The organism is Pseudomonas sp. F-14 TE3482 (assembly GCF_053629455.1).
On record NZ_JBRJII010000001.1, the window covers coordinates 4,079,298 to 4,105,941 of the forward strand.

At 59.7% G+C, this 26,644-nt stretch carries 24 protein-coding genes; 16 read left to right on the top strand and 8 right to left on the bottom strand.

Annotated elements, in window-relative coordinates:
* The first annotated feature begins 49 nt into the window (after window positions 1-49).
* The 7 genes from AB7M26_RS18535 (at window position 50) to AB7M26_RS18565 (ending at window position 8,080) form a co-directional block, all read left to right on the top strand.
* Window positions 50-1,069 carry a zinc-dependent alcohol dehydrogenase gene (locus AB7M26_RS18535; protein ID WP_429385681.1) on the top strand — a complete coding sequence of 340 codons (1,020 nt, stop codon included), beginning with the start codon at window positions 50-52 and terminating at the stop codon, window positions 1,067-1,069.
* Between the two features lie 114 nt (window positions 1,070-1,183).
* Entirely contained in the window at window positions 1,184-2,368 is a 1,185-nt protein-coding gene (locus AB7M26_RS18540; RefSeq protein ID WP_429385683.1) for a DUF1214 domain-containing protein, read from the top strand.
* Window positions 2,369-2,524: 156 nt separating this feature from the next.
* Window positions 2,525-3,688 carry a sulfotransferase family protein gene (locus tag AB7M26_RS18545; protein WP_429385685.1) on the top strand — a complete coding sequence of 388 codons (1,164 nt, stop codon included), beginning with the start codon at window positions 2,525-2,527 and terminating at the stop codon, window positions 3,686-3,688.
* A gap of 31 nt (window positions 3,689-3,719) precedes the next feature.
* A complete protein-coding gene (locus AB7M26_RS18550) occupies window positions 3,720-4,496 on the top strand; it encodes a 3'(2'),5'-bisphosphate nucleotidase CysQ (RefSeq protein WP_429385687.1) in 777 nt (258 codons plus the stop codon).
* Window positions 4,489-5,391: a sulfate adenylyltransferase subunit CysD gene (gene cysD / locus AB7M26_RS18555; RefSeq protein WP_429385689.1), complete on the top strand. Its 903-nt coding sequence runs from the start codon at window positions 4,489-4,491 to the stop codon at window positions 5,389-5,391. Before AB7M26_RS18550 ends, cysD begins: the two co-directional genes overlap by 8 nt.
* Window positions 5,391-7,295: a sulfate adenylyltransferase subunit CysN gene (gene cysN, locus AB7M26_RS18560; RefSeq protein ID WP_429385691.1), complete on the top strand. Its 1,905-nt coding sequence runs from the start codon at window positions 5,391-5,393 to the stop codon at window positions 7,293-7,295. Before cysD ends, cysN begins: the two co-directional genes overlap by 1 nt.
* 35 nt (window positions 7,296-7,330) lie before the next feature.
* Window positions 7,331-8,080, top strand: coding sequence for an SDR family NAD(P)-dependent oxidoreductase (locus tag AB7M26_RS18565; protein ID WP_429385693.1), 750 nt, complete (start codon window positions 7,331-7,333; stop codon window positions 8,078-8,080).
* A 69-nt stretch (window positions 8,081-8,149) separates the two neighbouring features.
* Here the strand turns inward: AB7M26_RS18565 and AB7M26_RS18570 are convergent, their stop codons facing one another.
* From AB7M26_RS18570 to AB7M26_RS18585, 4 genes are all read right to left on the bottom strand, one after another.
* Window positions 8,150-9,154, bottom strand: a complete 1,005-nt coding sequence (locus AB7M26_RS18570; protein ID WP_429385695.1) for a GlxA family transcriptional regulator — start codon at window positions 9,152-9,154, stop codon at window positions 8,150-8,152.
* Between the two features lie 86 nt (window positions 9,155-9,240).
* Entirely contained in the window at window positions 9,241-10,017 is a 777-nt protein-coding gene (locus AB7M26_RS18575) for an SDR family NAD(P)-dependent oxidoreductase (RefSeq protein ID WP_429385697.1), read from the bottom strand.
* Entirely contained in the window at window positions 10,014-10,826 is an 813-nt protein-coding gene (locus AB7M26_RS18580) for an SDR family NAD(P)-dependent oxidoreductase (protein ID WP_429385699.1), read from the bottom strand. Before AB7M26_RS18580 ends, AB7M26_RS18575 begins: the two co-directional genes overlap by 4 nt.
* Window positions 10,827-10,932: 106 nt before the next feature.
* On the bottom strand, window positions 10,933-11,532 hold the full coding sequence (locus AB7M26_RS18585; protein ID WP_429385701.1) for a TetR/AcrR family transcriptional regulator: 600 nt from the start codon (window positions 11,530-11,532) through the stop codon (window positions 10,933-10,935).
* A 277-nt stretch (window positions 11,533-11,809) separates the two neighbouring features.
* Here AB7M26_RS18585 and AB7M26_RS18590 point away from each other — a divergent pair, with 277 nt between their 5' ends.
* The 5 genes from AB7M26_RS18590 to AB7M26_RS18610 all read left to right on the top strand — a co-directional run bounded on the left by AB7M26_RS18590 (window position 11,810) and on the right by AB7M26_RS18610 (window position 17,493).
* Window positions 11,810-12,817: a phytanoyl-CoA dioxygenase family protein gene (locus tag AB7M26_RS18590; RefSeq protein WP_429385703.1), complete on the top strand. Its 1,008-nt coding sequence runs from the start codon at window positions 11,810-11,812 to the stop codon at window positions 12,815-12,817.
* A 112-nt stretch (window positions 12,818-12,929) separates the two neighbouring features.
* Window positions 12,930-13,760 carry an SDR family NAD(P)-dependent oxidoreductase gene (locus tag AB7M26_RS18595; protein WP_429385705.1) on the top strand — a complete coding sequence of 277 codons (831 nt, stop codon included), beginning with the start codon at window positions 12,930-12,932 and terminating at the stop codon, window positions 13,758-13,760.
* A gap of 96 nt (window positions 13,761-13,856) precedes the next feature.
* Window positions 13,857-15,350, top strand: coding sequence for an aldehyde dehydrogenase family protein (locus AB7M26_RS18600; protein ID WP_429385707.1), 1,494 nt, complete (start codon window positions 13,857-13,859; stop codon window positions 15,348-15,350).
* Window positions 15,351-15,451: 101 nt separating this feature from the next.
* Complete coding sequence (locus AB7M26_RS18605; RefSeq protein ID WP_429385709.1) at window positions 15,452-16,426, top strand: NAD(P)H-dependent flavin oxidoreductase; 975 nt, start codon at window positions 15,452-15,454, stop codon at window positions 16,424-16,426.
* A 98-nt stretch (window positions 16,427-16,524) separates the two neighbouring features.
* Window positions 16,525-17,493 (top strand): NAD(P)H-dependent flavin oxidoreductase, encoded by a 969-nt coding sequence (locus AB7M26_RS18610; protein ID WP_429388880.1) that lies wholly within the window; start codon window positions 16,525-16,527, stop codon window positions 17,491-17,493.
* Window positions 17,494-17,529: 36 nt separating this feature from the next.
* Here AB7M26_RS18610 and AB7M26_RS18615 read toward each other — a convergent pair whose 3' ends face one another.
* On the bottom strand, window positions 17,530-18,345 hold the full coding sequence (locus AB7M26_RS18615; protein WP_429385711.1) for a metalloregulator ArsR/SmtB family transcription factor: 816 nt from the start codon (window positions 18,343-18,345) through the stop codon (window positions 17,530-17,532).
* A gap of 198 nt (window positions 18,346-18,543) precedes the next feature.
* Between AB7M26_RS18615 and AB7M26_RS18620 the strand changes: the two genes are divergently transcribed.
* The 3 genes from AB7M26_RS18620 (at window position 18,544) to AB7M26_RS18630 (ending at window position 22,401) form a co-directional block, all read left to right on the top strand.
* On the top strand, window positions 18,544-19,899 hold the full coding sequence (locus AB7M26_RS18620; RefSeq protein ID WP_429385713.1) for a hypothetical protein: 1,356 nt from the start codon (window positions 18,544-18,546) through the stop codon (window positions 19,897-19,899).
* Complete coding sequence (locus AB7M26_RS18625) at window positions 19,896-21,302, top strand: acyl-CoA reductase (RefSeq protein ID WP_429385715.1); 1,407 nt, start codon at window positions 19,896-19,898, stop codon at window positions 21,300-21,302. Before AB7M26_RS18620 ends, AB7M26_RS18625 begins: the two co-directional genes overlap by 4 nt.
* 79 nt (window positions 21,303-21,381) lie before the next feature.
* Window positions 21,382-22,401 (top strand): aldo/keto reductase, encoded by a 1,020-nt coding sequence (locus tag AB7M26_RS18630; protein WP_429385717.1) that lies wholly within the window; start codon window positions 21,382-21,384, stop codon window positions 22,399-22,401.
* Between the two features lie 80 nt (window positions 22,402-22,481).
* Here the strand turns inward: AB7M26_RS18630 and AB7M26_RS18635 are convergent, their stop codons facing one another.
* Window positions 22,482-23,450, bottom strand: coding sequence for an SDR family NAD(P)-dependent oxidoreductase (locus tag AB7M26_RS18635; RefSeq protein ID WP_429385719.1), 969 nt, complete (start codon window positions 23,448-23,450; stop codon window positions 22,482-22,484).
* A gap of 97 nt (window positions 23,451-23,547) precedes the next feature.
* On the bottom strand, window positions 23,548-24,492 hold the full coding sequence (locus tag AB7M26_RS18640) for an NADP-dependent oxidoreductase (RefSeq protein ID WP_429385721.1): 945 nt from the start codon (window positions 24,490-24,492) through the stop codon (window positions 23,548-23,550).
* A 148-nt stretch (window positions 24,493-24,640) separates the two neighbouring features.
* Here AB7M26_RS18640 and AB7M26_RS18645 point away from each other — a divergent pair, with 148 nt between their 5' ends.
* Window positions 24,641-25,198 carry a nuclear transport factor 2 family protein gene (locus tag AB7M26_RS18645; RefSeq protein ID WP_429385723.1) on the top strand — a complete coding sequence of 186 codons (558 nt, stop codon included), beginning with the start codon at window positions 24,641-24,643 and terminating at the stop codon, window positions 25,196-25,198.
* A gap of 391 nt (window positions 25,199-25,589) precedes the next feature.
* Here AB7M26_RS18645 and AB7M26_RS18650 read toward each other — a convergent pair whose 3' ends face one another.
* Complete coding sequence (locus AB7M26_RS18650) at window positions 25,590-26,588, bottom strand: NADP-dependent oxidoreductase (RefSeq protein ID WP_429388883.1); 999 nt, start codon at window positions 26,586-26,588, stop codon at window positions 25,590-25,592.
* Window positions 26,589-26,644 lie beyond the last annotated feature (56 nt).

Consider the following 26,644-nt stretch of genomic DNA (forward strand, 5'->3'; position numbering starts at 1 on the left):
CTTCGGCCACTCGCAGCACTGGAAACGTAATCACCTGCGGAGAACAATAATGAAATCAGCGGTGTTTCACGCGGCCGGCGAGCCTCTGGTCATCGAGCGACGTCCCGATCCGGATCCGGGTCCCGGTGAAGTCGTGATGAAAGTCCATAGCTGCGGCATCTGTGGCAGCGATCTTCACATGACCCAAGGGCATGCCCCGGCTTTCGACTACCCATCGGGAACCATTCCCGGGCACGAATACGCCGGTGAAGTCGTTGCCGTTGGCGTTGATGTCAAAGGGTTGCGGATAGGCGATCGAATTAGCGCTCTGCCATTCACCGGCTGCGGGCACTGCCAGGCCTGCCAGATGGGAAATCCCAGTCATTGCCCCGAGTTTCGCGGGCTCGGCAGTGGCTTCAGTGAATATGTCGCGGTCAGCGAACGGACATCGATCAAGCTCCCGCAATCGCTCAGTTACGACGACGGTGCGCTGCTGGAGCCTTTGGCGGTGGGACTGCATGGTGCGGCGATGGCGGGTATCAAGCCAGGTTCGACGGTTCTCGTCATGGGGGCCGGACCCATTGGACTTGCCGCCACCTTTTTCGCTCGCAAGCTGGGTGCGGGTCGAATCGTCGTGGTGGCCAACTCTACTCGCCGGGAAGCATTGTCACTTCAGATGGGGGCGGACGCCTTTATCGTTCAGAGTGAGGCACAACCCTTGGACACTGCGGTCCAGGAGGTCCTCGGTGCGCTGCCGGACATCGTGTTGGAGTGTGCAGGGCAGCCGGGGTGCATCGGCCAGGCGATCCAGGCGGTTCGAAAGAGCGGAACGGTCGTGGTGCTGGGCTTCTGTACGTCGTCCGACAGCTTCGTACCGGCCACGGCGGTATGGAAAGAAATCAATCTGCGTTTTTCCAACACCTACACCGTCGATGATTTCCGCTACGTGGCGCAGGTGCTTGCCCGAGGCTCGCTGGAGCCGCGCGCCATGATCACGGGGCATATTTCCCTGGACGACGTGCCGTCAGTGTTCGAAGAGCTACGTACGCCCAGCGGACATTGCAAGGTGATGATTCATCCTTGGGCATGAACCGCCTATTCAAAGCTTGATTTAGATCTGGGGGCGAAATGGGCTTCACGCCACAGGTTTGTCAATTTTTCGGTAATCCAGCGAAATTTACTGTGCTTCATTGGAGGTGAATGAATGAATGCTTCCCTGCAACCCTGGGCGACCTATGTCGATCTGCTCAAAGCGGCGAGCGAGGTTGAGCTCCAACTGTGGGAGCCGCAAGACGAGCAGTTGCGCGCCGAGCTCTACCGTCAGTTCGCCATGAATTTGTCCCAGGGCTATTTCCTGTACTTCCAGGCAGACCCGTTCTATCCCGACTGGGCGCCTTTCGAAAACTCGGTGTTTCTCGCCCAGCCAAACCCCGACGCGGTGTATCACTACAGCGCAGTCAACGGTCAGGGAACCTATCGCGTGTCCGGCAATCGAGGGAACGTGCCCGTCGCGGGCTTCGCCACTGGCAAAAACATGATCGGCATGGCGAACCCGCCAGGTCCCGGGTTCAACAACTATGACCTGGACATGCTCGACATCGCCGAGGATGGCAGCTTCGACGTTGTTTTCAGCAGTGAGCGCCCGCCGGGGTATCAGGGCAACTGGCTGTACCTGCACCCTGAATCACGTTTCCTGCTGCTGCGTCAGTTTTCCTATGACTGGGGGCGGGAGCGAGAGGTCAAGGTGTGCATTGAGTATCTGGATGAGCAGGCGCTGCGGCCCCGGATGAGTGTGGCCACCATCGACCAGCAACTGCGTGAGCTGTTTGGCGGATACGTGAAGCGTCTGTCGCAACTTTGCCAGGGCATCCTCGCCAACAGCCGCAAAAGTCGTCCGCTCCATCAAATGCAGCTGACGACCTACCCCGAGTTGGGCAACGGCGATGACTGGCCGCAAGCCTATTACGAATGCGTTTACGATTTGGAGTCGGATGAAGCGCTGATCCTCGAAACCGAACTGCCGGAGCAACTGGTCTACTGGAACGTCCAAGTGGTCGATGCCCTGTGGAATCAGGTCGAATTGGTGCACCGACAAAGCAGCCTGAATGGCCATCAGGCGCAGATTGACAGCGACGGTCGATTCCGCGCCGTGTTGTCGGTCGAGGACCCCGGCGTGGCGAACTGGCTGGACAGTGGCGGCCATCTCAAGGGCATGTTGATCGGACGGTGGTATCGCAGCAGTTCGCACCCTACGCCCACGTTGACCAAGGTCAAGTTCGCTCAACTGCGTGACCACCTTCCGCCAGACACGTTGATGCTCACCCCAGCGCAACGCGCTGAAGCTCTGCGTGAGCGGCGTGTTGGCGCGCAGCTGCGTCGACGCTGGTAGGGGGCTGAAATGGGACATCTCAACGGCATGACATTTCGCCGCAATCCCGCCTTTGCCGAAATCCAGGCAGCGGTCGCGGCGGCCAGACCTGGCTGATCGACCCATCGGCAACGTGACCACCGCCACGCTTCCTTCCTATCTTCAGAGAAGACTGACATGACTATTTCCGCCACATTCAAAGGCGCGGAGGGGCAGCTGCATGCCGCCGCCAGCGCCGCAACAGGGTTGTCCGACTTCGGCGATGCCGCCGAATACCTTCCGGGGTTGCAGCGCTTGCTCGCTGCGCTGGATGAAAACGGGCCGGTGTTCAAGCCGCAGGGTCGAGCTTTTGCGTGGAATCTGCTGGTGGGGGTGCTGATTTCGCGCCTGTTCAGCGAGCAGGGCTGGAAAACCCATCCGCACTGTTTGCAGCAGCCTGTGCGGCGCCCGCTCATTGTGATCGGAATACCCCGCACCGGCACGACTGCGTTGCACAAGTTGCTGTCCATGGACCCGCAGTTTCAAGGCATGGAACGATGGCTGACCGCGTTCCCGATGCCCAGGCCCGAGCGCGAGTCCTGGGTTGATAATCCCTGGTATCAAGCGTGCGAGGCCGGGCTTGAGCAGTTTTTTGCCGCAGCGCCTCATATGCGCGCCGCCCACGACATGCGCGCCGATGACGTGGACGAGTGCCTGGAAGTACTCAAGCAAAACTTCTGCAGCAATTTTTTTGGCTCCTCGTTGCGTGTTCCCGACTACGACCGTTGGTGGCTGCAGCAAAGCGAAGCCAGCAGTTACAAGCGCTTGTTGAAAGTGATCCAGCTGATTGGCGCCAACAGCCCACAGAAAACCTGGTTACTGAAAAACCCGGGACATGTGGCGCAGGTCGACGCTCTGCTCGACATTTTTCCCGACGCCTGTGTGGTTCAGACCCATCGCTCCCCGGCAAGTGCATTGCCTTCACTGTGCAGCGTGCTGCGCGAGGCGCGTTCAATCCTGGAGGAGGGCGTCGATGCGCAGGCCATCGGGCAGCGGGAAACCCGCTATTGGCAAGCTGCCGTGGACGATGCGCACCAGGCGCGTGCCCGTGCGCCAGGGCAGTTTCTGGACGTGCTGCAAAGCGACATTCAGCGTGAGCCCATGGCGGTCGTCCAGAACATCTATCAGCACTTCGGGCTGACCCTGAGCGACGAGGCACGGGCTCGAATGCTGCAGCGGATCGGTGCAGCGCCGGAGGCTCGCCATGGCGAGCATCGCTACAGCGCTGAAACCTTCGGCCTTGACGCGGCCGGGATCAATCAACGTTTCGCGCCGTACATCCAGCGACACGCCCTGGCGTGAAAGCCGACCGACACCTGTAGGAGGTGCCTGAATGTCTGAATCAGTACTCGACGACGCGCAACTGGCGTCACGCCTGGCGATCGCCGCCGGTGAACACCTGCTGAAACTGCGCGAACACGGCCTGCTGCCCGCGAACTATCTGGGAGCCCACGGCGATCGCCTGGCCAACACGCTGCTGACCGACTTGTTGCGTGGGCATCGACCGGACGATGGCCTGCTCTCGGAAGAAGAAGCTGCCGATGAGGCCCGGCTGTCCAGGCGCCGGGTGTGGATCGTCGACCCGCTCGACGGTACCCGGGAATACGCAGAAGGCCGAACGGATTGGGCGGTGCATGTCGGCCTGGTCAAGGACGGCATCGCAGACGCGGCCTGCGCGGTGTGCCTGCCGGCCCTGGGTCAAACCTTCAGCGGCGCCGCGCCGCCGGTCTTGCCGGCAGCGCTCGAAGGTTCGCTGAAGATTCTGGTCAGCCGCACCCGGGCACCGCGCGTCGCCGAGCAGGTAGCGCAGCGCCTGGGGGCGCAACTGATCCCCATGGGCTCGGCAGGTGCCAAGGCCATGGCCGTCGTGCGGGGTGAGGCGCATGCCTATTTGCACGCGGGAGGCCAGTACGAATGGGATTCCTGCGCTCCCGTAGGCATTGCATTGGCGGCGGGCCTTCACGCCTCGCGCATCGATGGCAGCCCCTGCCGCTACAACCAGGCCGAGGTGTTCATGCCCGACGTGCTGATCTGCCGTCCGGAGCTTGCTGCTTCTTTATTGTCGACCATTGCCGAGTGCCTACGGCACGAGGAGTTTCATCATGCCTGATTTGACCCACTTGCAACGCCTTGAAGCCGAAAGCATCGACATTTTCCGGGAGGCGGTGTCCGAGTCACAAAACCCGGTGATGCTGTATTCGATCGGCAAGGACAGCGCCGTGATGCTCCATCTGGCACGCAAGGCCTTCTTCCCTTCGCGTCCACCTTTTCCGCTGCTGCATGTCGACACTACCTGGAAGTTCCAGGACATGTACCGCATGCGCGAGCAGATGGCCAAGGAGTCCGGCATGGAGTTGCTGGTCCACCGCAACCCGGAAGCCGAAGCGCGAAATATCAATCCTTTCACCCATGGTTCTTCCCTGCACACCGATATGTGGAAAACCGAAGGGCTCAAACAGGCCCTGGCCCTGCACAAGTTCGACCTGGCATTCGGTGGTGCCCGTCGTGATGAAGAAAAATCCCGGGCCAAGGAACGCGTGTTCTCGTTCCGGTCCGCGCAACAGCGCTGGGACCCCAAGGCCCAACGTCCGGAGCTTTGGCGTTTGTACAACGCGCGTAAGCATCCCGGTGAAAGTATTCGCGTATTCCCGCTTTCGAATTGGACCGAGCTGGACATCTGGCAATACATCTACCGGGAAAACATCCCCATCGTGCCGCTGTATCTCGCTGCCCAGCGGCCCGTGGTCGAGCGCGACGGCGCGCTGATCATGGTCGACGACGAACGGATGCCATTGCGCGAGGGCGAAAGCGTGCAGACACGCAGCGTGCGGTTCCGCACCCTTGGCTGTTATCCGCTCACCGGCGCGGTGGAATCACAGGCCGCAACGTTGCCCGCCATCATTCAGGAAATGCTCCTGTCCACCACCACTGAACGTCAGGGGCGCGTGATCGATCACGACAGCTCTGGCTCCATGGAAAAGAAAAAAGTCGAGGGGTATTTCTGATGAACGCGAGCACATCACTCATCGAGCAGGACATCGATCAATACCTGAAATTGCACGAGAAGAAGACGCTGCTGCGTTTCATCACCTGCGGCAGTGTGGACGATGGCAAGAGCACGCTGATCGGCCGACTGCTTTATGAAGCCAAAGCGCTGCTGGAAGACCAGATGGCTACCCTGGAAGCTGACTCGAAAAAAAGCGGGACCCAGGGCGACCAGCTGGATTTCGCCCTGCTGGTCGATGGCCTGAGTGCCGAGCGGGAACAGGGCATCACGATCGACGTGGCCTACCGCTTTTTCACCACCGAAAAGCGCAAGTTCATCGTCGCTGATACCCCAGGGCACGAGCAATACACCCGCAACATGGTCACCGGCGCTTCGACGGCCGATGTCGCGATCATCCTTGTTGATGCCCGCAGAGGCTTGTTGACCCAGACCTTCCGTCACAGCTATCTGGTTTCGCTAATTGGCATTAAGAACGTGGTGCTGGCCGTGAACAAGCTCGACATGGTCGATTATGCGCAGGAGATTTTCGAGCGCATCGACCGGGCCTATCGGGCGTTTGCGGAAAAACTGGGTTTCAGTTGCATTCAAAGCATCCCGCTGTCAGCGCTCAAGGGCGACAACATGACCGAACCCAGTGCCAATACTCCCTGGTACACGGGGCCGAGCTTGATGCATTACCTTGAAAACGTCGACATCGAGAGTGCGAGCAGTGATGCGCCGTTTCGCATGCCGGTGCAGTGGGTCAATCGGCCCAACCTTGATTTTCGCGGTTTCTCAGGTCGCATACTGGGCGGCACGCTGCGCCCCGGAGATAACGTGCGTGTGCTGCCATCAGGCACCAACAGCAAGGTCGAACGCATTGTCAGCCTTAACGGTGACCTCGCATCGGCTCAGCATCACCAGTCCGTCACGGTGACCCTGGCCGACGAAATCGACGTCAGCCGCGGCGATGTGCTCGTGGCCGCAAGCGATCCTTGCGAGGTGTCCGATCAGTTTCAGGCCACGCTGGTCTGGATGGATGCGAACGAAATGCTTCCCGGCCGCCCGTACCTGGTGAAAATGGGCGCGAGCACTGTGGCTGGGACCTTCTCGACTCCCAAATACCTGGTTGACGTCAATACGCTGCAGCATCTTCCGGGTAAAACCCTGCAGCTCAATGACATTGCCGTGTGCAACCTCTCGCTGGATCGGCCGTTACCCTTTGATGCCTACAGCCAGAACCGCGACATGGGCAGTTTCATCGTGATCGATCGGATTACGAACCTGACGGTGGGCGCAGGCATGCTGCAATTTTCCCTGCGTCGTGCGCAGAACGTGCATTGGCAAGCGGTCGAGGTTTACAAATCGGCCCGTGGCCAGCTCAATGGTCACAAGCCCGTGGTGCTGTGGTTGACCGGCCTGTCGGGTACGGGGAAGTCGACCATTGCCAATCTGGTCGAGCAGCAGCTTCATGCGCTGGGCGTGCACACCTACCTGCTCGACGGCGACAACGTTCGTCATGGCTTGAACAAGGACCTTGGATTCACTGCCGCCGACCGCGTCGAGAACATCCGCCGCATTGCAGAGGTGTCCCGCTTGATGGTCGATGCGGGACTCGTGGTCATCAGCGCCTTCATTTCGCCTTTCAGAGCCGAGCGGGAGCTTGCGCGCAGTCTGGTGGAAGAGCAGGAGTTCATCGAGATCTTCGTCGACACGCCTCTGGAAGTTGTAGAGCGGCGTGATCCCAAGGGCCTATACAAAAAAGCGCGTCAGGGGGCGTTGAAGAACTTCACCGGCATCGACTCGCCGTATGAAGTGCCACTGACACCGGACGTCTACATCGACACGACCCGCCAGAGCGCGATCGACGCTGCACGGCAGATAGTCGCGTGCATGCGTGAGCGCGGTGTTCTGGTTGGTTAAAAACTGACGGTTGCTTTTTGCAGGGAGGAGGTGTCATGTCACGAATGGTTGGAAAGGTCGCCCTGGTCACGGGCGCGGCAGCGGGAATCGGGCGCGCAGTGGCGTTGCGGTTTGCCGAGGAGGGGGCGCAGGTGGTCGCTGTTGACCTCAACGTGTTTGAGCTGGAACCCGCTGGCGCTGCACGCGACGTTGGCGGCAGACTGGAAAGTCGGGGCTGCGACGTCAGTGACCCGGTGGCGGTGCAAGCGCTGCTCGATCATGTGCAAGCCCGCTATGGTCGCCTTGATGTGCTGGTGAATAATGCAGGCATCGGTCCGCGTGAAAGGGTTCCGACCCACGCGGTAGCACTCGAGGATTGGGATCGGGTGATCGGCGTTAACCAGCGAGGGGCGTTCCTGATGATGAAATACTCTTTGCCTGCAATGATGTCGTCGGGTGGAGGGTCGATTATCAATGTGGCCTCGGTTGGCGCCTTTTCAGCCACCTGCAATGCCATTGCCTACCTGGCATCCAAAGGCGCATTGCTGATGATGACCCGTGCGGCCGCCCTGGAATATCGTGAGCACCGAATACGGGTCAATGCAATCTGCCCGGGCATGACTCGAACGTCCATCTTCGACGAGGTGTCGAAAGAGGGCATGGCTGCCTTGTTGGCTCGTACCAGCGCGCGCATGATCGAGCCACATGAAGTGGCAAGCCTTGCGCTGTTCCTGGGAGGCGACGAGTCGGCGGGCATCACGGGGACAATGCAGGTGATCGATGATGGGCGCACGGCGGGAGTGTGAGCCCTTGGAATCGTGCGACAAGGATGTCGCAAAGATTCTCGGTTGGCGCTTGGAAAGCATGTTTGCCGATCAATGGACCGGCAATCTGGTCTGAGGAAGGTGCCCGAATGAGGTGTCCTTGCCGTGGACCCTGTATTGGCTCGGGCTCGCCCCGACATACTCTCGGAAGACCTTGCGAAAGGTCTGCACATCACTGTAACCGCACAGTGTCGCGATCTGTGCGATGGGGCGGCTGGTACGCATCAGCAATCCCTGCGCGGATTTCATTCGCAGCTGTCGCACGTATTCCTGAGGCGTGGTCCCCAGGTGCCGCTGGAAATGTCGCAGGACTGTCTGCTGGCTGACGGCCATGGCCTTGGCCAGCTCCGAAATGCGCACGTCCTGGGCGAAGCGTTCCTCCAGCCACAGCTGGGCGTTGGCGGTGAGCGGGTCGTCTGCCAGGTGATCTTCGGCGGCCTGGTGAAGGCTCGTCACATCGCTCAACCAGCGGGCAAGCTCCGGGGTGGTGACGTACTCCACCACGCGCGTGAGTAGCTGAATATCCGCCGCCAGGCCACTGCCGCTGATGACCCGTCCGTGCTCCACCACCGCCGAGCGATGATCAATACGAATATTGGGATACCTACGGCGGAAGAGATGTATCAACGGGCGAGCAATCGTCGCGGTGCCATCGCCCAGGAGTCCTGCTTCGGCAAGCAGGAAAACCGCTGAGCCACTGGCCGAAATCAGTGCACCGCCTGCGTGTTGGCGAATCAGCCACTGGCAGAGCGGACCGTTTTTATCCAGCCAGGGCGGCAGTGTCGATTGGTCGTCAAAGATGAAGGCCGGAAGATGGATCAGGTCATACTGGACCGGCGCATCGAGGCCGCCGTCGGAAGGGAGGGTTCTGCCTCCGGCCAATCGGGCAGGGCGTCCGTCGAGCGTCAGCAGATGAACGCGGGTCTGCATGGCAATCGGTTCGCGGGTGCGATACAGCTCAATGACTTGCCGGCCGATAAGCTCGAATGCATCAAGGAAGACACCCAGGCTGGAAAGGTAAGCGCCTGAGAGGCCGACGACTGCGAAACCCGACATTTATTGGTCCTTGTCAGTGGGGCGCTTTGGCGCAGTATGGCGCAAGCCAGGCGTCAGGCGCATCTGTGTTCACCGGCATTGGCCAGTCAGCCGAACCGTGCGGGGTTCAACACCGGGCCGGCCACGTGCTGGCCGCCGTCGCCATGCAGGGTCTCGCCATTGACGAAGGTGCAGGCGTCCGAAGCCAGAAACAACGCCGCTGCGCCAACGTCTTCAATCGGATCGCCCAGGCGCCCCAATGGAAGCTGGTCGATCATCAGGTCCATGACCCGGGCGCGACGCGCATGGCACTGGCGCATTTCGGGCGTATCGGCCAATGGCAGCAGCAGGTTGGTAGTTATCTGGTAGCGCCCCCAGTCGACCGCCGCAGTGCGCGTCAGCCCAGCCAGGCTCCACGCGGCGCAGTTGTACGCGGCCAACGCTTCGTTGACACCTTCGCCATAACGGTGCCCGACATTGACGATACGTCCGCCGCCTGCCTGTTGCATGACGGGCAGCGCGGCCTGCATCGCGCACACCGCTGCTTGGACCCGGGCGAACGCGTCGTTGAACGCATCGGCCGATTGCTCTTCAAGGGGCGCGATGACGGGAATGGGCAGGACGTTATTGACCAGCACATCGACACCGCCCAGTGCAGCGATGGCGGTTTGCAGTGTCGGTCCAACGTGTGCATCAAAGGCGCCAGCAAACGCGACGGCACAGCCGCCGCCGGCTTCAATGGCCTCGGCGACTTCCTGGGCGAGGGCGAACGTTGGGTCCAGTATTGCAACTCGGGCACCTTCTCGCGCAAAACGGATGGCGATCCCGCGGCCGATCGCATCGGCGCCTACGACCAGCACATGTTTATCTTGTAGCTGGCTCATGGCGCAATCTCCTGCTGAAGGGGTTCCAGGGTGTGCAACTGAGGCAGGCCGAGCAAGTTCTGACCGCCATCGATGTAGAGTGATTGCCCTGTGATAAATCGACTGTCGTCGCTGGCAAGCCCCAACACCGCTGAACCAATATCTTCCTGAGCTCGTCCGTGGCGCCGCATCGGCGTGTGTCGGGCTACACCTTCGAGCTTCTGCAGATCGTCGCCATAGAAGGCCTGATACGCCGGACTCCAGCCGGAGGGCAACACTACGTTGACGGTGATGTTGTGCCGCCCCCATTCGTTGGCCAGGGTTCGGGTGAGGCCGCGAATGGCCTCTTTGGTGGCGTTGTAGGCCAGACCGTAGCGACTGCCGTAGGCACCGTTCACCGAAGCGAAGTTGATGATGCGGCCAGCGCCGGCCTGGATGAACCAGGGAAGCGCGGCTTGTCCGGTCCAGAGCGAGGCATACAGCCCGGAGCGCAGGGCTGCGTCGAGAAGTCCGTCGTTGACTGCAAATTCGGCGGGCGCCAGCGGCGGCACAACCTGGGCATTGTTAACCAGGATGTCGAGACGGCCGAAGTGCTGCGCCGCGTCCTGGACCAGGCGCTGTGCCTGATCTTTATCGGTCAGGTCGGCGCGTATGAATATCGCTTCAGCACCCAACTGCTGCAAGGCGCTGACGACCTTTCGCCCCCTCTCTTCGGATCGACCGTTGACGATCAGTTTCGCCCCTTCCTGGGCGAAACGCATGGCAATGCCCTCGCCGAGGCCTTGGGTGGATCCAGTGACGAGCGCCACCTTGCCGCTGAGCTGATTCATGATGATTCATCCTCCGGATGACGTTGCTGGCTCGAGCGAAGGCACTGATCACCCTTGCCCGGTCTGGTGCATTACCCAACCGCTTTGAGGGCGGGCGTCTTCGAACTCAACGCTCAATACCCTTGCAGAAGAGGCGGCTGTATTGGTCGATGATGTACGTCGCGTCATGTCCGGGGTTGCGCTGCAGTCTCAAGGCGGCGCAATGACACAGGTCGATCAACGCGCGCACGGCGAGTTGGCAATCGATGTCAGCGCTCAATTGGCCATCTGCGCGCGCATCCTCAAGCATCTGCTCGAGCAGGGCTCGGTATTCGCGCCTCTGCGCACGGACCGCAACCTGCTGGTCCTGCCCCAGATAACGACGTTGTTCGGCGAGCACGATCATGCAATCCCGGTGAGTGTCCAGATCGTGCAAATAGGCATGAATCACGGCATGAATCTGATCGGCCAGCGGCGCTCCGGTGTTCTGCGTGATCTGGCGTAGCCGGTTGGTCGACTCCTCAACGGCATAGAGGCACACCGCTTCCAGCGCGCTTTCCTTGGTCGGGAAGTAGTAGTACAGGCTCGCCTGCTTGAGGTTGAGCCGATCGGCGATGTCTTGAGTCCGGCAGCCATGGAAGCCCTTTTCAGCAATCACCGAGGCGGCCGCCATCAGGATTTCCAGGCGACGTCGGGAATACTTGTCGGTACTTGTCCTGTTAGACATGGTTATTTCCGGGGCAAGGCAAGGGAGAGGATGCAGGTAAGGTAGCCGGCACTTCAAAGGAATTCAATAGATCTATAGAAAAACTCGATACGGCGTTGAGGGGGTGTTTATTCGCTCCAGAGCAGCGGAGCATCCGATAAACAGGGTGGGCGGTCGCGATGTTGAATTCACCCCCTGATTATGTCGAATACGACCCTAATGGTGGGGGCGAAGGGGTGGCAGCATGGGGCATCATCAACCTGCTTGGCCGAACGCGAGCCAGAAGGATAGACGGTCCATGAACAATAAAAATGCACAAGCCGTACCGTTGGAACAGCCCCGGACAATGGGGCAGTTGAAGACTGCCAATCATTTGCTTGGTGACCGGGAGGCGCTCAACAAGGCTTGGGAGCGAGACGGTTACTGGTACTTCAAGGATGTATTGGACAAAGGCGTGATCGGCGAAATGCGTGCGCGCTGGATAGACTACCTCCAGCGCCATGGTCTGATCGATCCGGGTGTCAATGAAAACCGCTACAACGGGTCCAGTTTCGAAGGCAAGAGCGTTTCTCCCGCCGAGCTGGCGCGTGTCAGCGAGTTCAATCACAACAACATGCACCGCATGCTGACCGAGAATCCGAAGATTGTCGCCACCATGAAGGAGTTGCTGGGCGACGATCCGTTCTGGTTGCCGATCGCCGAATACCGGGCGAACCCACCTGTGGAAGATCCGGGCCAGAACCGCTTTATCTATCCGCACCAGGATGGCTTTTACAGCCGTGGCCTGGAGATGAAAATCTGCTGGGTGCCCATCGACACGGTGGACGATGAAGTGGGCGGCTGTGCCTGGGTGGAGGGTGCCCATCGCGGCCCGATTTTGCATGATCTGAACAACCCGCCACAATTCCCCATTCCAACCGACCTCATCCCCATCGAGGGTTGGAAACGTGCGGATTTCGAAGCCGGGGATATCATGATTTTCGACTTGAATCTGCCGCATAGCGGGCTCACCAACCTGTCCCGGGATCGCTTTCGCATGTCGATGGACATTCGCGTGACCGAAGCTTCGGGCAAGGTGCCCTCGATTGGCAGTGTGGTGAGCATTACGCCGCAGCATATCACCCTGCGTGACGACCGCACTCAACTAGAGAGGACGTTCGATATCGAGCCCCAGACGTACGTGCGCGGGACCGATGGCAAGAAGCGCGAAGGTGCTGACATTCCGCAGACGTTCCAGCACGGCGAGACCGTACTCGTCAACAGCGACGACGGACGGGCGGCGACGTTGGTGCGTTCGATTCACTGATTCCTTGACTGAAAACCGAGTGGCCAGATGGCTCGCCATGCCCATCATCGGGCAGGCGGGCCGGGGTCATCCTGCTGCCTGCTCGGAACCCGCACGAACTCGGAGTTCCATCATGCCCCAACCCAAGCATTACAACGCCACATTGGCCGGTAAGGTCGCCATCGTCACGGGAGCTGGCGCCGAAGGCGACGGCATCGGGATCGGCCGTGCCATCGCTGTCGTTCTCGCCGGCGAAGGGGCCAAGGTGTGCCTCGTTGACCTCGACGCCCAACGTGCGCAGGACACTCTCAAGCATATCCAGGACATGGGCGCCGAAGCCTTCGTTTGCACTGGTAACGTTACGCTGCGCGATGACTGTGCCCGCATCGTCGAGCAAACGGTCGCCCGTTACGGTCGCCTCGATATTTTGGTCAACAACGTCGGTGTGGCGACGCCCGTCACCCTGGACGCGCCGGACGAAGAAGCGTGGATGAGGGTACTCAACATCAACCTGACCAGCGCGATGCTGATGAGCCGCTACTCCGTGCCTGAAATGATTCGCAACGGTGCCGGTTCGATCATCAACATTTCTTCGATAGCAGGCATTCGCGCCCATGGAAGTATCGCCTATGGACCATCGAAAGCGGCAATGGCTGCGCTTGCGCGCGAACTGACCGTTCTTTATGGGCGCCAGGGCATTCGCGCCAACACGGTCGCTCCTGGTCATGTGCTCACGCCGTTGGCAATGTCGCTGCTGCCTGCGCAGATGCGCGTCACGCGTAAAAATGTCGGCCCGCTCGGCATTGAAGGTGACGGGTGGGACGTTGCCCTGGCGGTGCGATACCTGGCCAGCGATGAAGCGCGCTTCATCACCGGCGTGCACCTGCCGGTCGACGGTGGCGTGACGGAGATCGGCCCGATGGCGGCGCATGCTTTGATCGAAGCAGGTGCGGACGAAAACTGACAGCAGTTTTGTCTGTCCCGTCTATCCATGGGCCCCGATCAAGGGGCCAGCCTGCGTGGCATGGCCACACTGGGTAAGCCAAAAGGAATCTGGACGATGATATTCATTCCCCCGAACCCGGCGCAGCACGCCGCGATTGCCGCCACGTTGCCCGCTGTCAACCTGCTGATTGGTGAGCGCAGCCTTGCGCGCGGGAGCGGCGGCACCTTCAGTCACCGCAATACCGCGACGGGACAGTTTCAGATGGATATTCCCATGGCGGGGCGCGATGAAGTCGTGATGGCCGTCGCTGCTGCACGCGCCGCTTACCCGGCATGGCGTGCGATGAAGCCTGTCCAGCGCCGACAGATTCTTGATCGTTTTGCCGACCTGATTGATCAAAACATGGAGCGTTTTACGCACATTGCCGTGGTCGAAAACGGCATCCCGATCAGCACGATGGTGCACGGCATGGCGCCGCGTATCAGTGCTTGGGTGCGCTACTACGCAGGATGGGCGGACAAGATCGAAGGCCTCGTAACCGGTACATCGCCAGCGGGGCATTTCGAGTACACGGTTCCTGAGCCCTATGGCGTGATCGGCCACATCATCACCTGGAACGCGCCTTTGCTGTCTTTGGCGATGAAAGTCCCGCCATCGCTCGCAGTGGGCAACACCGTTGTGATCAAACCCGCGGAGTCCACGCCCTTCAGTTCGCAACTCTTTGCCGAGCTGGCCCTGGAGGCCGGTGTGCCGCCAGGTGTCATCAACGTGTTGCCAGGCGGGGTCGCGGCAGGGGCCGCACTGGCGAGCCATCCGGGGGTCGACAAAATCTCCTTTACCGGCGGCCCGGAAGCCGCCCGCGCAATCATGCGGGCCGCGTCTGACACCCTCAAGCCATTGGTGTTCGAGTTGGGCGGTAAATCAGCCAACATTGTTTTTCCTGGTGTCGACATTGCTTCCACGGCGGCCTATTGCGCCACATTCGGGCTGTCCAATAGCGGGCAAGGTTGCGCGCTGCCAACCCGCTTGATCATTCATGAGGCGGTGTACGAGCCGTTCCTGGAAGCATTGCAGGCCACTGTCGAACAATTGCCGTATGGCGATCCGCTCAACGAGAACGTGATCGTTGGGCCAATGGTCGACGCCAAGGCCAGTGGACGGGTGCTGGAAATGATCGGCGCAGCGCGTGCTGGCAATGCGGGTCGTTTTCTCGCTGGAGGCATTGCAGTGCAGGGGCAGGGCAATTTCATCCAGCCCACCCTCATTGCCGATACGGACCCCTACGCGTCCATCGCCCAGAAAGAGGTCTTCGGACCGGTGCTTTGCGCCTTCAAATTCCGCGATGAAAACGAAGCTGTGGCCCTCGCCAATGCAACCGAATATGGATTGGCGGCTTACGTGCAGACGAATGACCTGAACATCAGCCAGCGTCTCATTCATCGCCTGCACGCGGGCACGGTCTACATCAATCGGGCAACTCCCGCCTTGCATCCTGCATCGCCGTTTGGCGGCGTGGGTCTCTCCGGATTTGGCCGTGAGGGAGGCAAGGCGGGCCTCGATGAGTTCATCCGTATCAAGGGCGTTGGGGTGAGCGTGATGCCTGAGTGAGCAATGACCGGGAGGCTTGTTCGGTCGGGGACAGCATGACAAGTTGAATGACGTTCAAATATAAGAACAAACAATGATCAGCGCATGAGGAGAAGGGCATCATGAAAACTGCAGTGACGGAGCTGCTGGGCATTCGCTACCCGATTATTCAGGGGGGCATGATGTGGGTGGGTCGCGCCGAACTGGCTTCTGCGGTTTCCAATGCCGGCGGGCTTGGCATTCTGACTGCGTTGACGCAGCCAACGCCCGACGCGTTGCGCGATGAAATTGAACGTTGCCGTACTCTTACCCGTGAACCTTTTGGCGTTAACTTGACCGTGCTGCCGACGGCCAACCCGCCGCCCTATGCCGAATATCTTCAGGCGATTATCGACAGTGGCGTGAAGATCGTTGAGACAGCAGGTAACTGTCCCAAGGAATACTTTGACAGGCTCAAGGCAGCCGGTATCACTATCCTGCACAAGTGCACCTCGGTCCGCCATGCACTGAGTGCGCAACGCAGTGGCGTCGATGTCATCAGTATCGACAGCTTCGAATGCGCGGGGCACCCCGGCGAAGATGACGTCGGCGGCCTGGTGCTGATCCCGGCAGCGGTCAAGGCGCTCAGCATCCCGGTCATCGCCTCCGGCGGCATTGCCGATGGCTATGGATTGGCGGCGGCACTGGTGCTTGGCGCGCAGGGTGTAAACATGGGTACACGTTTCATGCTTACGCAGGAGGCGCCGATCCACTCCGGCATCAAGGAGTCAGTCGTGCAAGGCAGTGAGCGTGACACCGTTTTGATTTTCCGAACCCTGAAAAACAGCGGCAGGGTGTTCAAGAACGCCATTTCCGAGCAGGTCGTGGCCATCGAGCGTCAGCCTGGCGGCTGCACATTCGAGGACGTGCGTCCGCTGGTAGCAGGCGCTCGAGGTCGCGCGACGCTGGAATCGGGCAACGTGAACGACGGCTTGGTGTGGGCCAGCCAGTCGATTGGCCTGATGAATGACATTCCCAGCTGCAAGGAATTGCTCGATCGCATGGTCCGCGAATGTCGAGTGCAGCTTGCCCAAGCGGCAGAACTGGCTTCAGCCTGATCGACACATACGAACGGACGTGCTTGAAGGCGTTCTGCGACTGCGGAGCGCTGTGAGACGACAGTCGGATCAGGTATCACCTCCTAGAGCGAGTCATGATGTTCAAAACCAGAATCACTGAGCTGTTCGGTATCCAGTTTCCCCTGATCCAGGGCGGTATGCGTTATGTGTCGCGCGCCGAGCTTGTGGCAGCGGTTGCCAACGCAGGCGGGCTGGGGTTCCTGTCCGCTCACAGTTTCCCGTCACCGACTGCTTTGCACGAAGAAATCGAGAAGACCCGCGGCCTGACGAACAAGCCTTTTGGCGTCAACCTGACGATCCTGCCCAAGCTCAGCGTCAGACCTGAAGACAGCGCCAAGGTCATCCTGGATGCGGGCATCACTTGTGTGGAAACGGCCGGCGGTAATCCAGCCCAGTTCATTACCGCCTTCAAGGAGGCTGGAATCAAGGTGCTGCATAAATGCACGGCGGTTCGCTTTGCCTTGAAGGCGCAACAGTTGGGGGCCGATGCGGTCAGCTTGACCGGGTTTGAGGCAGCAGGCCATCCGGGTGAGGACCATGTGCCCAATATGGTGCTGATTCCGGCGGCGGTCGATCAACTGAGAATTCCCGTGGTCGCCAACGGCGGATTTGCCGACGGTCGCGGCCTTGTAGCCGCCTTGGCGTTGGGTGCGGAGGGGATAGCGATGGGCACGCGCTTTCTGATGGTTCAGGAGTCGCCCATGCCGAAAGCGATCAAGGCTCGCTACCTGGCGGCCACTGAGCGCGACACCACGCTGATTTGTCGCAGCATTGGCGATACGACGCGGGTACTGCGCAACGCTTTGACCGAACAGATCCTGGAGATGGAAAAGGTCGGAGCGGCGCATGATGAAATAATGGCGTTGGCCAGCGGCCTGCGTTGGGTGCTCGCCACGGAGCGTGGCGACCCGGACGACGGTGCCTATGCCGCAGGCGTGGGAGTAGGGCTGATCCATGATGTGCCCACTTGCGCCGACCTGGTGCAATCGATCATGTCGCAAGCGCGTGCGGTCATTGACGGGCGTCTGACACGATTTTCAGAGTGAGCGCCTTCTTCAGGATGGGGGACGCTCTGTGCCGTGTCAGAGTGGAGGCAGCGTCGTCAGCAGGCGATCCAACACTTCATCCAGCCCATCGCGTTGGGCGGCGGAAAGCGCAATGAAGCCTGCGTAACTGTGGGTGAACTGTTCGTGGCTGATCGCTTCGAAGACCTTCGCCCCTGCGTCTGTCAAAATAACCTGTACCGAGCGCCGATCCCGATCAGCCATCGTGCGCTCGATCAGGCCCATCTGTTCGAGACGGCTTAGCCGTTTTGCAATGCCCGGCAGGGATATCAGCGAGTGCCGGCCCAATTGAGTGGGTGTACAAGCGCGTTCGCTGCCCAGGCGCTTCAACGTACCTAGAATCATCGCTTCTCCGACGTTCAAGCGGTGACGTGCAGCCGTGCGCGCCAGGAGTTGCTCCATGCGGTGACCTGCTACATAGAACCGACCTGCCAGCGCAACGACCTGAGTATCGACCTCAGCGTTCACCGCCTGCCAATTCAACTGTGCCATTTCGGATCGATCATCGCCGCGCAGGGGCGGGACGCATTCATCCACGATGATTGCTGTGGACTCCATGAATGAGCGCGCGTATTCGCTCAGTTTCTCCAGCACTCCCTGCCTTTCTTTCCTGAGCGCATAAATTCGCCGTTGGCCACTCCTGGTTTGCTCGATCAATCCGGCTTTATGGAGCACCTGGAGGTGCTGAGAAACCGCAGAGCGGGTGACCGGCATTTGCTGCGCCAACGCGCCAACAGATGACGGTGCGGTCGCCAGCAACTCGAAAAGTGTCCGTCGAGTGGGGTCGGCCAAGGCAATGAAGGCTTCCGTAAGAACATCAGATTGGTTAGTCATGGCTGTTATGTTGGTCGTTGCCGTAATGAGGCTTGAAGTTAGCAGCTGTGCTCAACAGAGGCCATGGTTTTATTGATTTAAAAGGCGTTGCAATGACAGTCGGAAAGAAGGGGTTGACCACGGCTTTAAACCGGGCTATTAATTTCCCTCGTAAATTAAATGCCGTTCACATATAAGAACAACAAGCCGAGGTATTCAATGACGCCCATACGAAAACAATTGCTTGATCAGATCGTCGAGCCCCACGCGTTCGATCAGCCACAAGCACAGGTCCATGAACTTCAGTTGCTCGCTGCGCAAGAGCTGTTCGAGGTCCGTATCGAACAGATACCGCTGTTACGTCACCGCGCGGAGGAAGCGGGCATCACTCGAATCGACAGCCTCGAGCAGCTGGTGCCGCTGCTTTTCTCTCACACGGTCTACAAGTCCTACCCGCAAACCTTCATCGACAACAATCAATGGGATCGGATGCTTCAGTGGCTGCAAACGTTTTCCGTGGCGGATGTCAGCAACGTCGACGTCACAGGCGTGAAGGACGTTGATGAGTGGCTTGAACGCTTATATGCGGCAGGGCACCGACCGCTGGCGACCAGTGGTTCGAGTGGCAAATGTTCCTTCCTTAATCACACCGCCGCCGATCAAGAGAACAAGGCGCTGCATTACAAACACGCCACCGGTTGGCCGTTCGTGCGTGCCGAGCCCAACCGGGCGCTGTTCTGGCTGGGCCCTATCAAGGGTTATAACAGCGCCATCGAATCGGCGCAGATCGGCCGCCTGAATTGGGGCCGCGCGGGAGCAATGTATGCGTTGACCGAAGAGCCGTTGCTGATCAGCGAGGTCAGCCGCGCCGCTGCCATGCGCAAGGCGATCGCGGAGGGTACTGCACTGCCCGAGGAGATCCAGGCCTTCGAAGCAGCGGCACGACTCAAGGCTCGCCAGGGTGCTGAGGACATGCGCAAGCTTGCCGATAAAATTCTTGATCACCGGCATGAGCCCATCATGATCAGCGGGCTGTGGGCCCAGCACATGATGATCATCGAGTGCGCCCGCGAGCGCGGAATCGGTGACGGTGAATTCCATCCCCAGAGCATCGTTCAGGCGGGCGGCGGCATAAAAGGCGTGGCGTTGCCTGAGGATTATCAGGATCAGGTCGCTCGATTCTATGGCAATGTCATCCGCCCCGCGGCCTACGGCATGACCGAAATCGCCCAACTGATGCCCCGCTGTGAAGCCGGGCGCTATCACCGTGCGCCGGGTCTGATCTGGTTGATCACTGATGAGCCCGGCGAGCGCTTGTTAACGATGGAAGATGCCAATGCAGAAGGTTTCGCCGAGGGGCGCTTTGCGTTTCTCGACCTGCTGTACGAAGGCCGGTGGGGTGGTGTCATCACGGGCGACAAAGTGACCGTCGATTTTTCCGACAGCTGTCCCTGTGGGCGACATGGCCCGACCTTGCTCGACAACATCACCCGTTTCAGCCAGATCGGCCAGGACGATCACATCGGCTGCGCCGGGACGTTAGATGCCTACATTCGAGGAGCGCTTGCAGAATGACTTATTCTCCCGCAGCACAACAAGTGCCCGGTACGGTTACGGTTTGCCACTTCATCAAGGGCCAGACAGTGCACGGCGCTGAATGTGAACACGGACCCGCCCGCGCGCGCTTTGCGACGCCCAGGCTGGACCTCGACCAGTTGGTGTGGACGCGCGACCAGCCCGGGCCTGCATTCGATACGCCTGTTGCTGAGATCATCGAAGTGCTGGAGCAGACGGGGCAGTGGCTCAAGTCGGACCCGCACGGCCTCGTCGCCGAGGCCCTGGAAAACTCGCTGAGGACCGGCCCGTTGCCGCGTCACATCATGGAGTTTTCCTACGAGAACATTTCGGCACCATTCAACCGTACAAGCCTGGAGTTCCAGATTCGCACCGAGCTGGGTGGTGCCGACGTACTGGATGGTTGGCGTGTGATCAACGACGCTCCAAGCGGACGGCAAAGTCGCATCCGTGCGTTCCCCCCAAGATTGATCCACATCGTCGCGGGCAACGCTCCAGGGGTTTCGGCTTTGACGGTGGTGCGGGGTGCGCTCACCAAAGGCGTGCACCTGCTCAAGTTGCCCTCGAACGACTTGTTCACGGCACCCGCCATTTTGCGCGCCATGGCTGCCGTGGCGCCTGGCCACCCGCTCACGCGTTCTTTCTCTGCGGTGTACTGGCGAGGCGGCGATGAGCAGGTCGAGCGTGCGCTGTTCAGGCCGCAGTTCTTTGACAAGGTGGTTGCCTGGGGCGGGGACAGCGCGATCCGCAGCGTGAGCAAATACATCGGCCCAGGGTTCGAGTTGGTGTCGTTCGATCCGAAAACCTCCATCTCCATGATCGGCCGCGAGGTGTTCGACTCGCAGGACACGCTGGAAGCGGTCGCCGACAAGGCGGCTTTTGATGTGACGCTGATGAATCAGCAAGCCTGCGCCTCCAGCCGCTTCCAGTTCGTCGAGGGAAGCACCGAGCAGGTGGACCGATTCTGCGCCCTGTTGCAACGGCGAATGAATATCGACAGGCCGACGGCATCGGCGATCGGACCGCGTGTGTCTGCAGAACTGCGGGATGAAATCGACGGATTGCGCATGCTCGAGCCGTCCTATCGCGTATGGGGCGGGCACGGCGGGGAAGGGCTGGTAATCCGTTCCCAGGAGCCTGTCGATTTCCACCCTGATGGCAAGGTCGTCAATGTCGTGCAGGTGGATGACCTACAGGACGCTGTTCGTCATGTGAACATCGCCACGCAGACGGTGGGCGTCTATCCCCCAGAACGCAAGGCACAGTTGCGCGACCGGCTGGCCTGCGCCGGGGCGCAAAGGGTCGTGAATATTGGCGGTTCCGCTGGCGTGGAAGCGGGCTTGCCCCACGATGGTTTCAACCCTCTGCAGCGTTTTGTTCGCTGGGTGAATGATGAGGGATAGGGCCAGGTACTGATGATTTTTCATCGCCGCCGCGTTGTACGGCGGTTCACGACATTCGAATTCAATAGCGAGGAAACACATGAATTATCAACTACTCGGCCGCTCCGGTTTGCGGGTATCTGAGCTTTGCCTGGGAACCATGACCTTCGGGGCCAAACAATGGGGTACTTCCGAGCAGGAGGCTGGCCCGATTTATCAGGCGTTTCGCGACGCCGGTGGCAATTTCTTTGATACGGCCAACGAAATCTATTCCGATGGTCGCTCGGAGGAAATCCTGGGACGCTTGGTCAAAGGGCACAGGGATGAAGCGGTCATCGCCAGCAAGTACAGCTTCCATGTACCCGGCTCGCGCAATCCGAACATCGCCGGGAACCAGCGCAAAAGTCTCAAGCGTTCGGTGGAGGCCAGCCTGCGTCGGCTGGGCACTGACTACCTTGATGTGCTCTGGACACACTGCTGGGACGGTATCACCCCGGTGGATGAGGTGATGCGTGCATTGGACGATCTGGTTCGAGAGGGCAAGATCCTTTATATCGGTGCCTCCAATACCCCGGCTTGGGTAGTGGCGCAATCCAATACCCTGGCCGAGCTGCGGGGCTGGACCTCATTCGTGGGGCTGCAGATCGAATACAACCTGATCGAACGCGCGGCAGAACGCGAATTGCTGCCTATGGCTGCAGCGCTGGGGCTTTCCGTTTGCGCATGGTCGCCGCTGGCCAGTGGCATTCTTAGCGGCAAATATGGCAATGCTGACGATACTCAGGGCAAACGTCTGGAGACCTTCCAGCTCAAGCCCCTCGATGAGCGTAGCCTCGCAATCGCCCAGGGGGTAAGCGTACTGGCCGAACAGTTACGCAGGCATCCCGTGCATGTGGCGCTGAACTGGCTACGCGCCAAGCAAGGAGTGATCCCTCTGCTGGGAGCCCGGACCTTGGCACAATTGAGCGACAACCTGGCCTGCCTGGATTTCCAGCTGGATGCAAATCAGGTGGCGTCACTAGACCAGCTCAGCAAGCTGGAGCTGGGTTACCCGCATGACTTCATCAAGCGTACTAAAGGCATTGTGCTGGGGGGCTTCGAGGGCGTGATCAAGCTGTAGAGTCTAAAAAGGGGCCGTGCAGCGGCCCCAATTCCAGGGGCGTGATAGTTCCTCGCCCCCGTGTTGCCTTTCAATTCGTCTTACCGCGCGACGTCACGCGCGCGTTTGGCAGCCGCCAGTACTTCGGCAAATTCCGGATTGACCGAAGCGATACCGGCTGACAGCCGCGCACCTGATTGATCAGAGCTTCTGGGCACGGCGTAGTCAGTCTCATCCATAATGCGTGGCAACGCTTCGAGCAAGCCTTCGGGCGACATATCCTCCAGCGTGAATGTCACGCCGGACGTTTCCCCCACGAATACCCGCGAGACGAATCCGCCACCACAATGGAACATTTCGCCATTCACCGGGCAATCGGTATGGGCCAGCAGCATCACCAGATTGCTGACCATGATGGGCGGGGCGAAACGCTCCATGATCGACGGTATGCCCTGAGCTTTGGACTGGTCGGTGAACGCTACCGGGCCAACCAGATTGACCATGATGCCCTGGCGTTCGCCCTCGGTGGCGAGCACCTTGGTCAGGCCTATGAGCGCACTTTTTGCCACGCTGTACGCTTGATCGCGGCGGCGACCGAACATGCCGGCGCCTGAGCCTGTCATGACGATGCGGCCCTGTCCCTGGCGCTGCATGTGCGGCCAGGCGGCATGGGCGACATTCCAGCCTCCGGTCACGTTGACGCGCATGATGCGTTCAAGGTCATCCACGCGGGTCGATTCGAACGGGCCGAGATCCGCGTAGGTGCTCGCGTTGTGGATCACAATGTCAATTCTGCCCCACCGTGCAATGACCGCATCCATCATCTCGGCCACCTGGGCACTGTCGCCGATATCGCAGCAAGCGACCATGGCCTGACCGCCTGAAGCGTGAATCTCGGCCACCACCGAAGCCGCCGGGTCGGCATTCCCGCCTTGCTCGCCGCGCCCGTTGACGCCGTAATCATTCACCACGACAAAAGCGCCGCGTTCAGCCAACGAAAGGGCGTGCTGGCGGCCGATGCCGCGTCCTGCACCGGTGATGAGAGCGACTTTTGCATCGAAACTGAGCATTTGGGTTTTCCCCCTTTTTGTAATCGGGCCGTCGCCAGTACTAAGCAAGCCGATGTCCGGCCTTCAAGTGCCAGCGTGATGGCCAATGAGAAGTGATCTACTCGGGTTCTTGATCCATGGTCAGAACTATCTTGCCCCGGGTCCTGCCCGACTCGCTGCGAACGTGGGCCTGGGCCGCATCCGCCAGGGGGAATTGCTGATCGATCACGGGTTTTAGAGTGCCCTTGTCCAGAAGTGCAGCTAGCTCGGCGGTACGAATGCCATTAGCGGAGACAGCCACCAATGCTGTACGCACCTGCATCTGTTGCGCGAGGGCGGCATCGACGCCAGGCGGCTGCAGCGTCACGATCAAGCCATTTTGTCGCAGCGTACTCATCGATTTCGCCTGGCCTTCACCGCCAAGAGCGTCCAGAACCACATCGACATCTCGCACGACGCTTGCAAAGTCCACAAGCCGATAATCGATCACCTGATCAGCGCCAAGCGAGCGAACCAGGTCCACGTTGGGCGTGGACGTTGTGGCTATGACTTCAGCACCCGCAAGCTTGGCCAGTTGAACGGCGAATATTCCTACACCGCCTGCCGCGGCATGAATCAGTATTCGCTGCCCCTGTTTCAGCTGTGCGTGATCGAACAGAGCGCTCCATGCAGTCAACGCGGCCAAAGGCACAGCGGCTGCTTCGGCATGGCTCAAGTGCTTCGGTTTCAAGGCAATCGCGTCGCTGCTCACAACGATGTACTGCGCGTAGCTACCGCCCGCCTGGACGTCCCGCATGCCAAACACATCATCCCCAGGCTTGAAGCCGTCGACCTGCGAGCCAACTTTCTCCACCGTACCGGAAAAATCCGCACCGGGAATGAAGGGCAGGGCAAGGTCGACGAAGTCCCTGAACCAGCCTGCGCGGAACTTGAAGTCCGCCGGGTTGACGCTCGCCGCATGAATTCGCACCAGAACCTCGTTGGCGCCTATACCCGGCGTGGCTACATCATCCAAAACAAGTTGCTCGGGCCCTCCGTATTGATGGAAGCGAATCGCTTTCATTTTTTTCTCCCTTAATCGTTTTTTATTCTATTATCTGATCGCCGTTCAGATAATGGCATCCCTGGCGAGATAGATGAAGCGTTTTTGAACAAGGCTTCGCGACGTTCATTGATCCGGTGCGGTACCTCTGACAAGAAAAGGAAAATCCATGACCAGCCCATTTGTTCCTGTTGAATTGCAAGAGCTTATCGACCGTCAGAAAATCCATGACTGCATCATTCGGTATTGCAGCGGCGTGGACAGATTCGACCGGGAAATGGTGAAAAGCGTGTATCACGACGATGCCCTGGATGATCATGGCGCGTTTGTCGGGTCGGTAGATGAGTTCATCGACTGGGCGTTCGCTTATCACGCCAAGTATCAACACACCCATAAGCATTACGTGCTCAACCATCGATGCGATCTGGATGGCGATACGGCGCACACCGAAACCTATTGGATATTCTCGGGCAAGAATCAGGTCGGTCCAGGCCTCACTCTGAGTGGCGGCAGGTACCTTGACCGTTTCGAACGCCGTGACGGCAGGTGGGCGATTGCTGCACGCAAGTGCGTGATTGAATGGAACGGTGCGCTTGGCGAATTCCCTCTGCCTCAGGAAGCGCTGGACGCTTATGCCGCTACGGGCGTGGCATCGCGCGATAAGACCGACCCTTCCTACGAGCGTCCACTAACAGTGACTCGCCCTCGAGGCCACTTGCCGTTCTGAGGAGGATGATTGCGTCGATCATTTTCCAGCACAGTCATTGCCGGGCAGAACGAAATTCACTCTGGTGCGCTCGCAGACTCAATTACTGCCGCTCGGTTTGCTCGTATTCACCTGAGGCCCATCAACGAATGATCAACATGAAAGTCAGGACCACAAGCGGCTGGTTCGTGGGCGCTAAAACCGGGAACACCTTACGCTGGCTGGGCATTGCGTACGCACATGCCGAGAGCTTTGGCGCGCCGAATCCCCCGAAGGTCTGGAAGGGCATCAAGCCGGCGGCGTTTGCCAGCGGCCCGATAAGGGTTACGCGCGCTGCACTAGGGGATCGTATCAAGCCCAACTGGGTCCACTTCGTGCGCAACGGCCGCATCGCAAGCCACTTGTGGCGTCGTCATTTGAGCGTAACAACGACCTTGCCCTTGGCTCGTCCCTGCTCGAGGTACTTCAACGCCTCTGCCGTTGATTCAAAGGTGAAGGAGCGATCAACCACAGGTTTAATGATGCCGTCCTCAACGAGTGCGGTGATTTGTTGCAGTTGAGCGCCATTGGCCCGCATGAACACGAACGCGTAGCTGACGTTCTGTTTGCGCGCTTTGCGACGAATGCCAAGTCTCAGCAGACGCATGACTTGCTGCAATGGCCAGGACAACCTTTGCTCCCGCGCGAACTGTGCAGTGGGTGGACCTGAGATGGAAATAAACTGGCCGCCGGGCTTGAGGACCTCGAGTGACTTCTCCAGTACATCGGCGCCGAGGCTGTTCAACACCACGTCGTAGTCGTGCAAGACACTTTCGAAGTTCTGCTGTGTGTAGTCGATCACTGCATCGGCCCCGAGTGCCTTCACCCATTCGACATTTGCGGTGCTGGTGGTGGTCGCGACAAAGGCGCCGAGGTGTTTGGCGAGCTGGATGGCGAGGGTGCCGACGCCGCCGGAGCCGGCGTGGATCAGTATTTTCTGGCCCTTTTTCAGTTGGGCGGTTTCGACCAGCACTTGCCAGGCGGTCAGTGCAACCAAGGGGAGGGACGCGGCTTGTACCATGGTGGTATTGGCGGGTGTGCGTGCGACCGCGTTTTTGTCCACAGCGATCAATTCGGCGAACGTTCCGATCCGCGCTTCAGGCGGGCGGGCATAGACCTCGTCTCCCGGCTTGAACCCCGTCACCTGTGCTCCAATCTGAACCACTACGCCCCCCAAGTCATTGCCCAGCACCAGCGGAAATGCATAGGGCAGGATCAGTTTGAATTCGCCTTTCCTGATCTTCGAATCCAGCAGGTTGACGCTGCTGGCGTGTACCTCGATCAAGACGTCGTGGGCGCCCACGTTAGGGACGGGCACTTCTCCAATGCGCCCAGTGTTCTTGCCATAGCGATCAATTAGAAATGCCTTCATCGTGGTGCGGCTCTTGTCGGTTGGAGGGAGGGGGGGCGGTACGTTTTCGGTGTTGA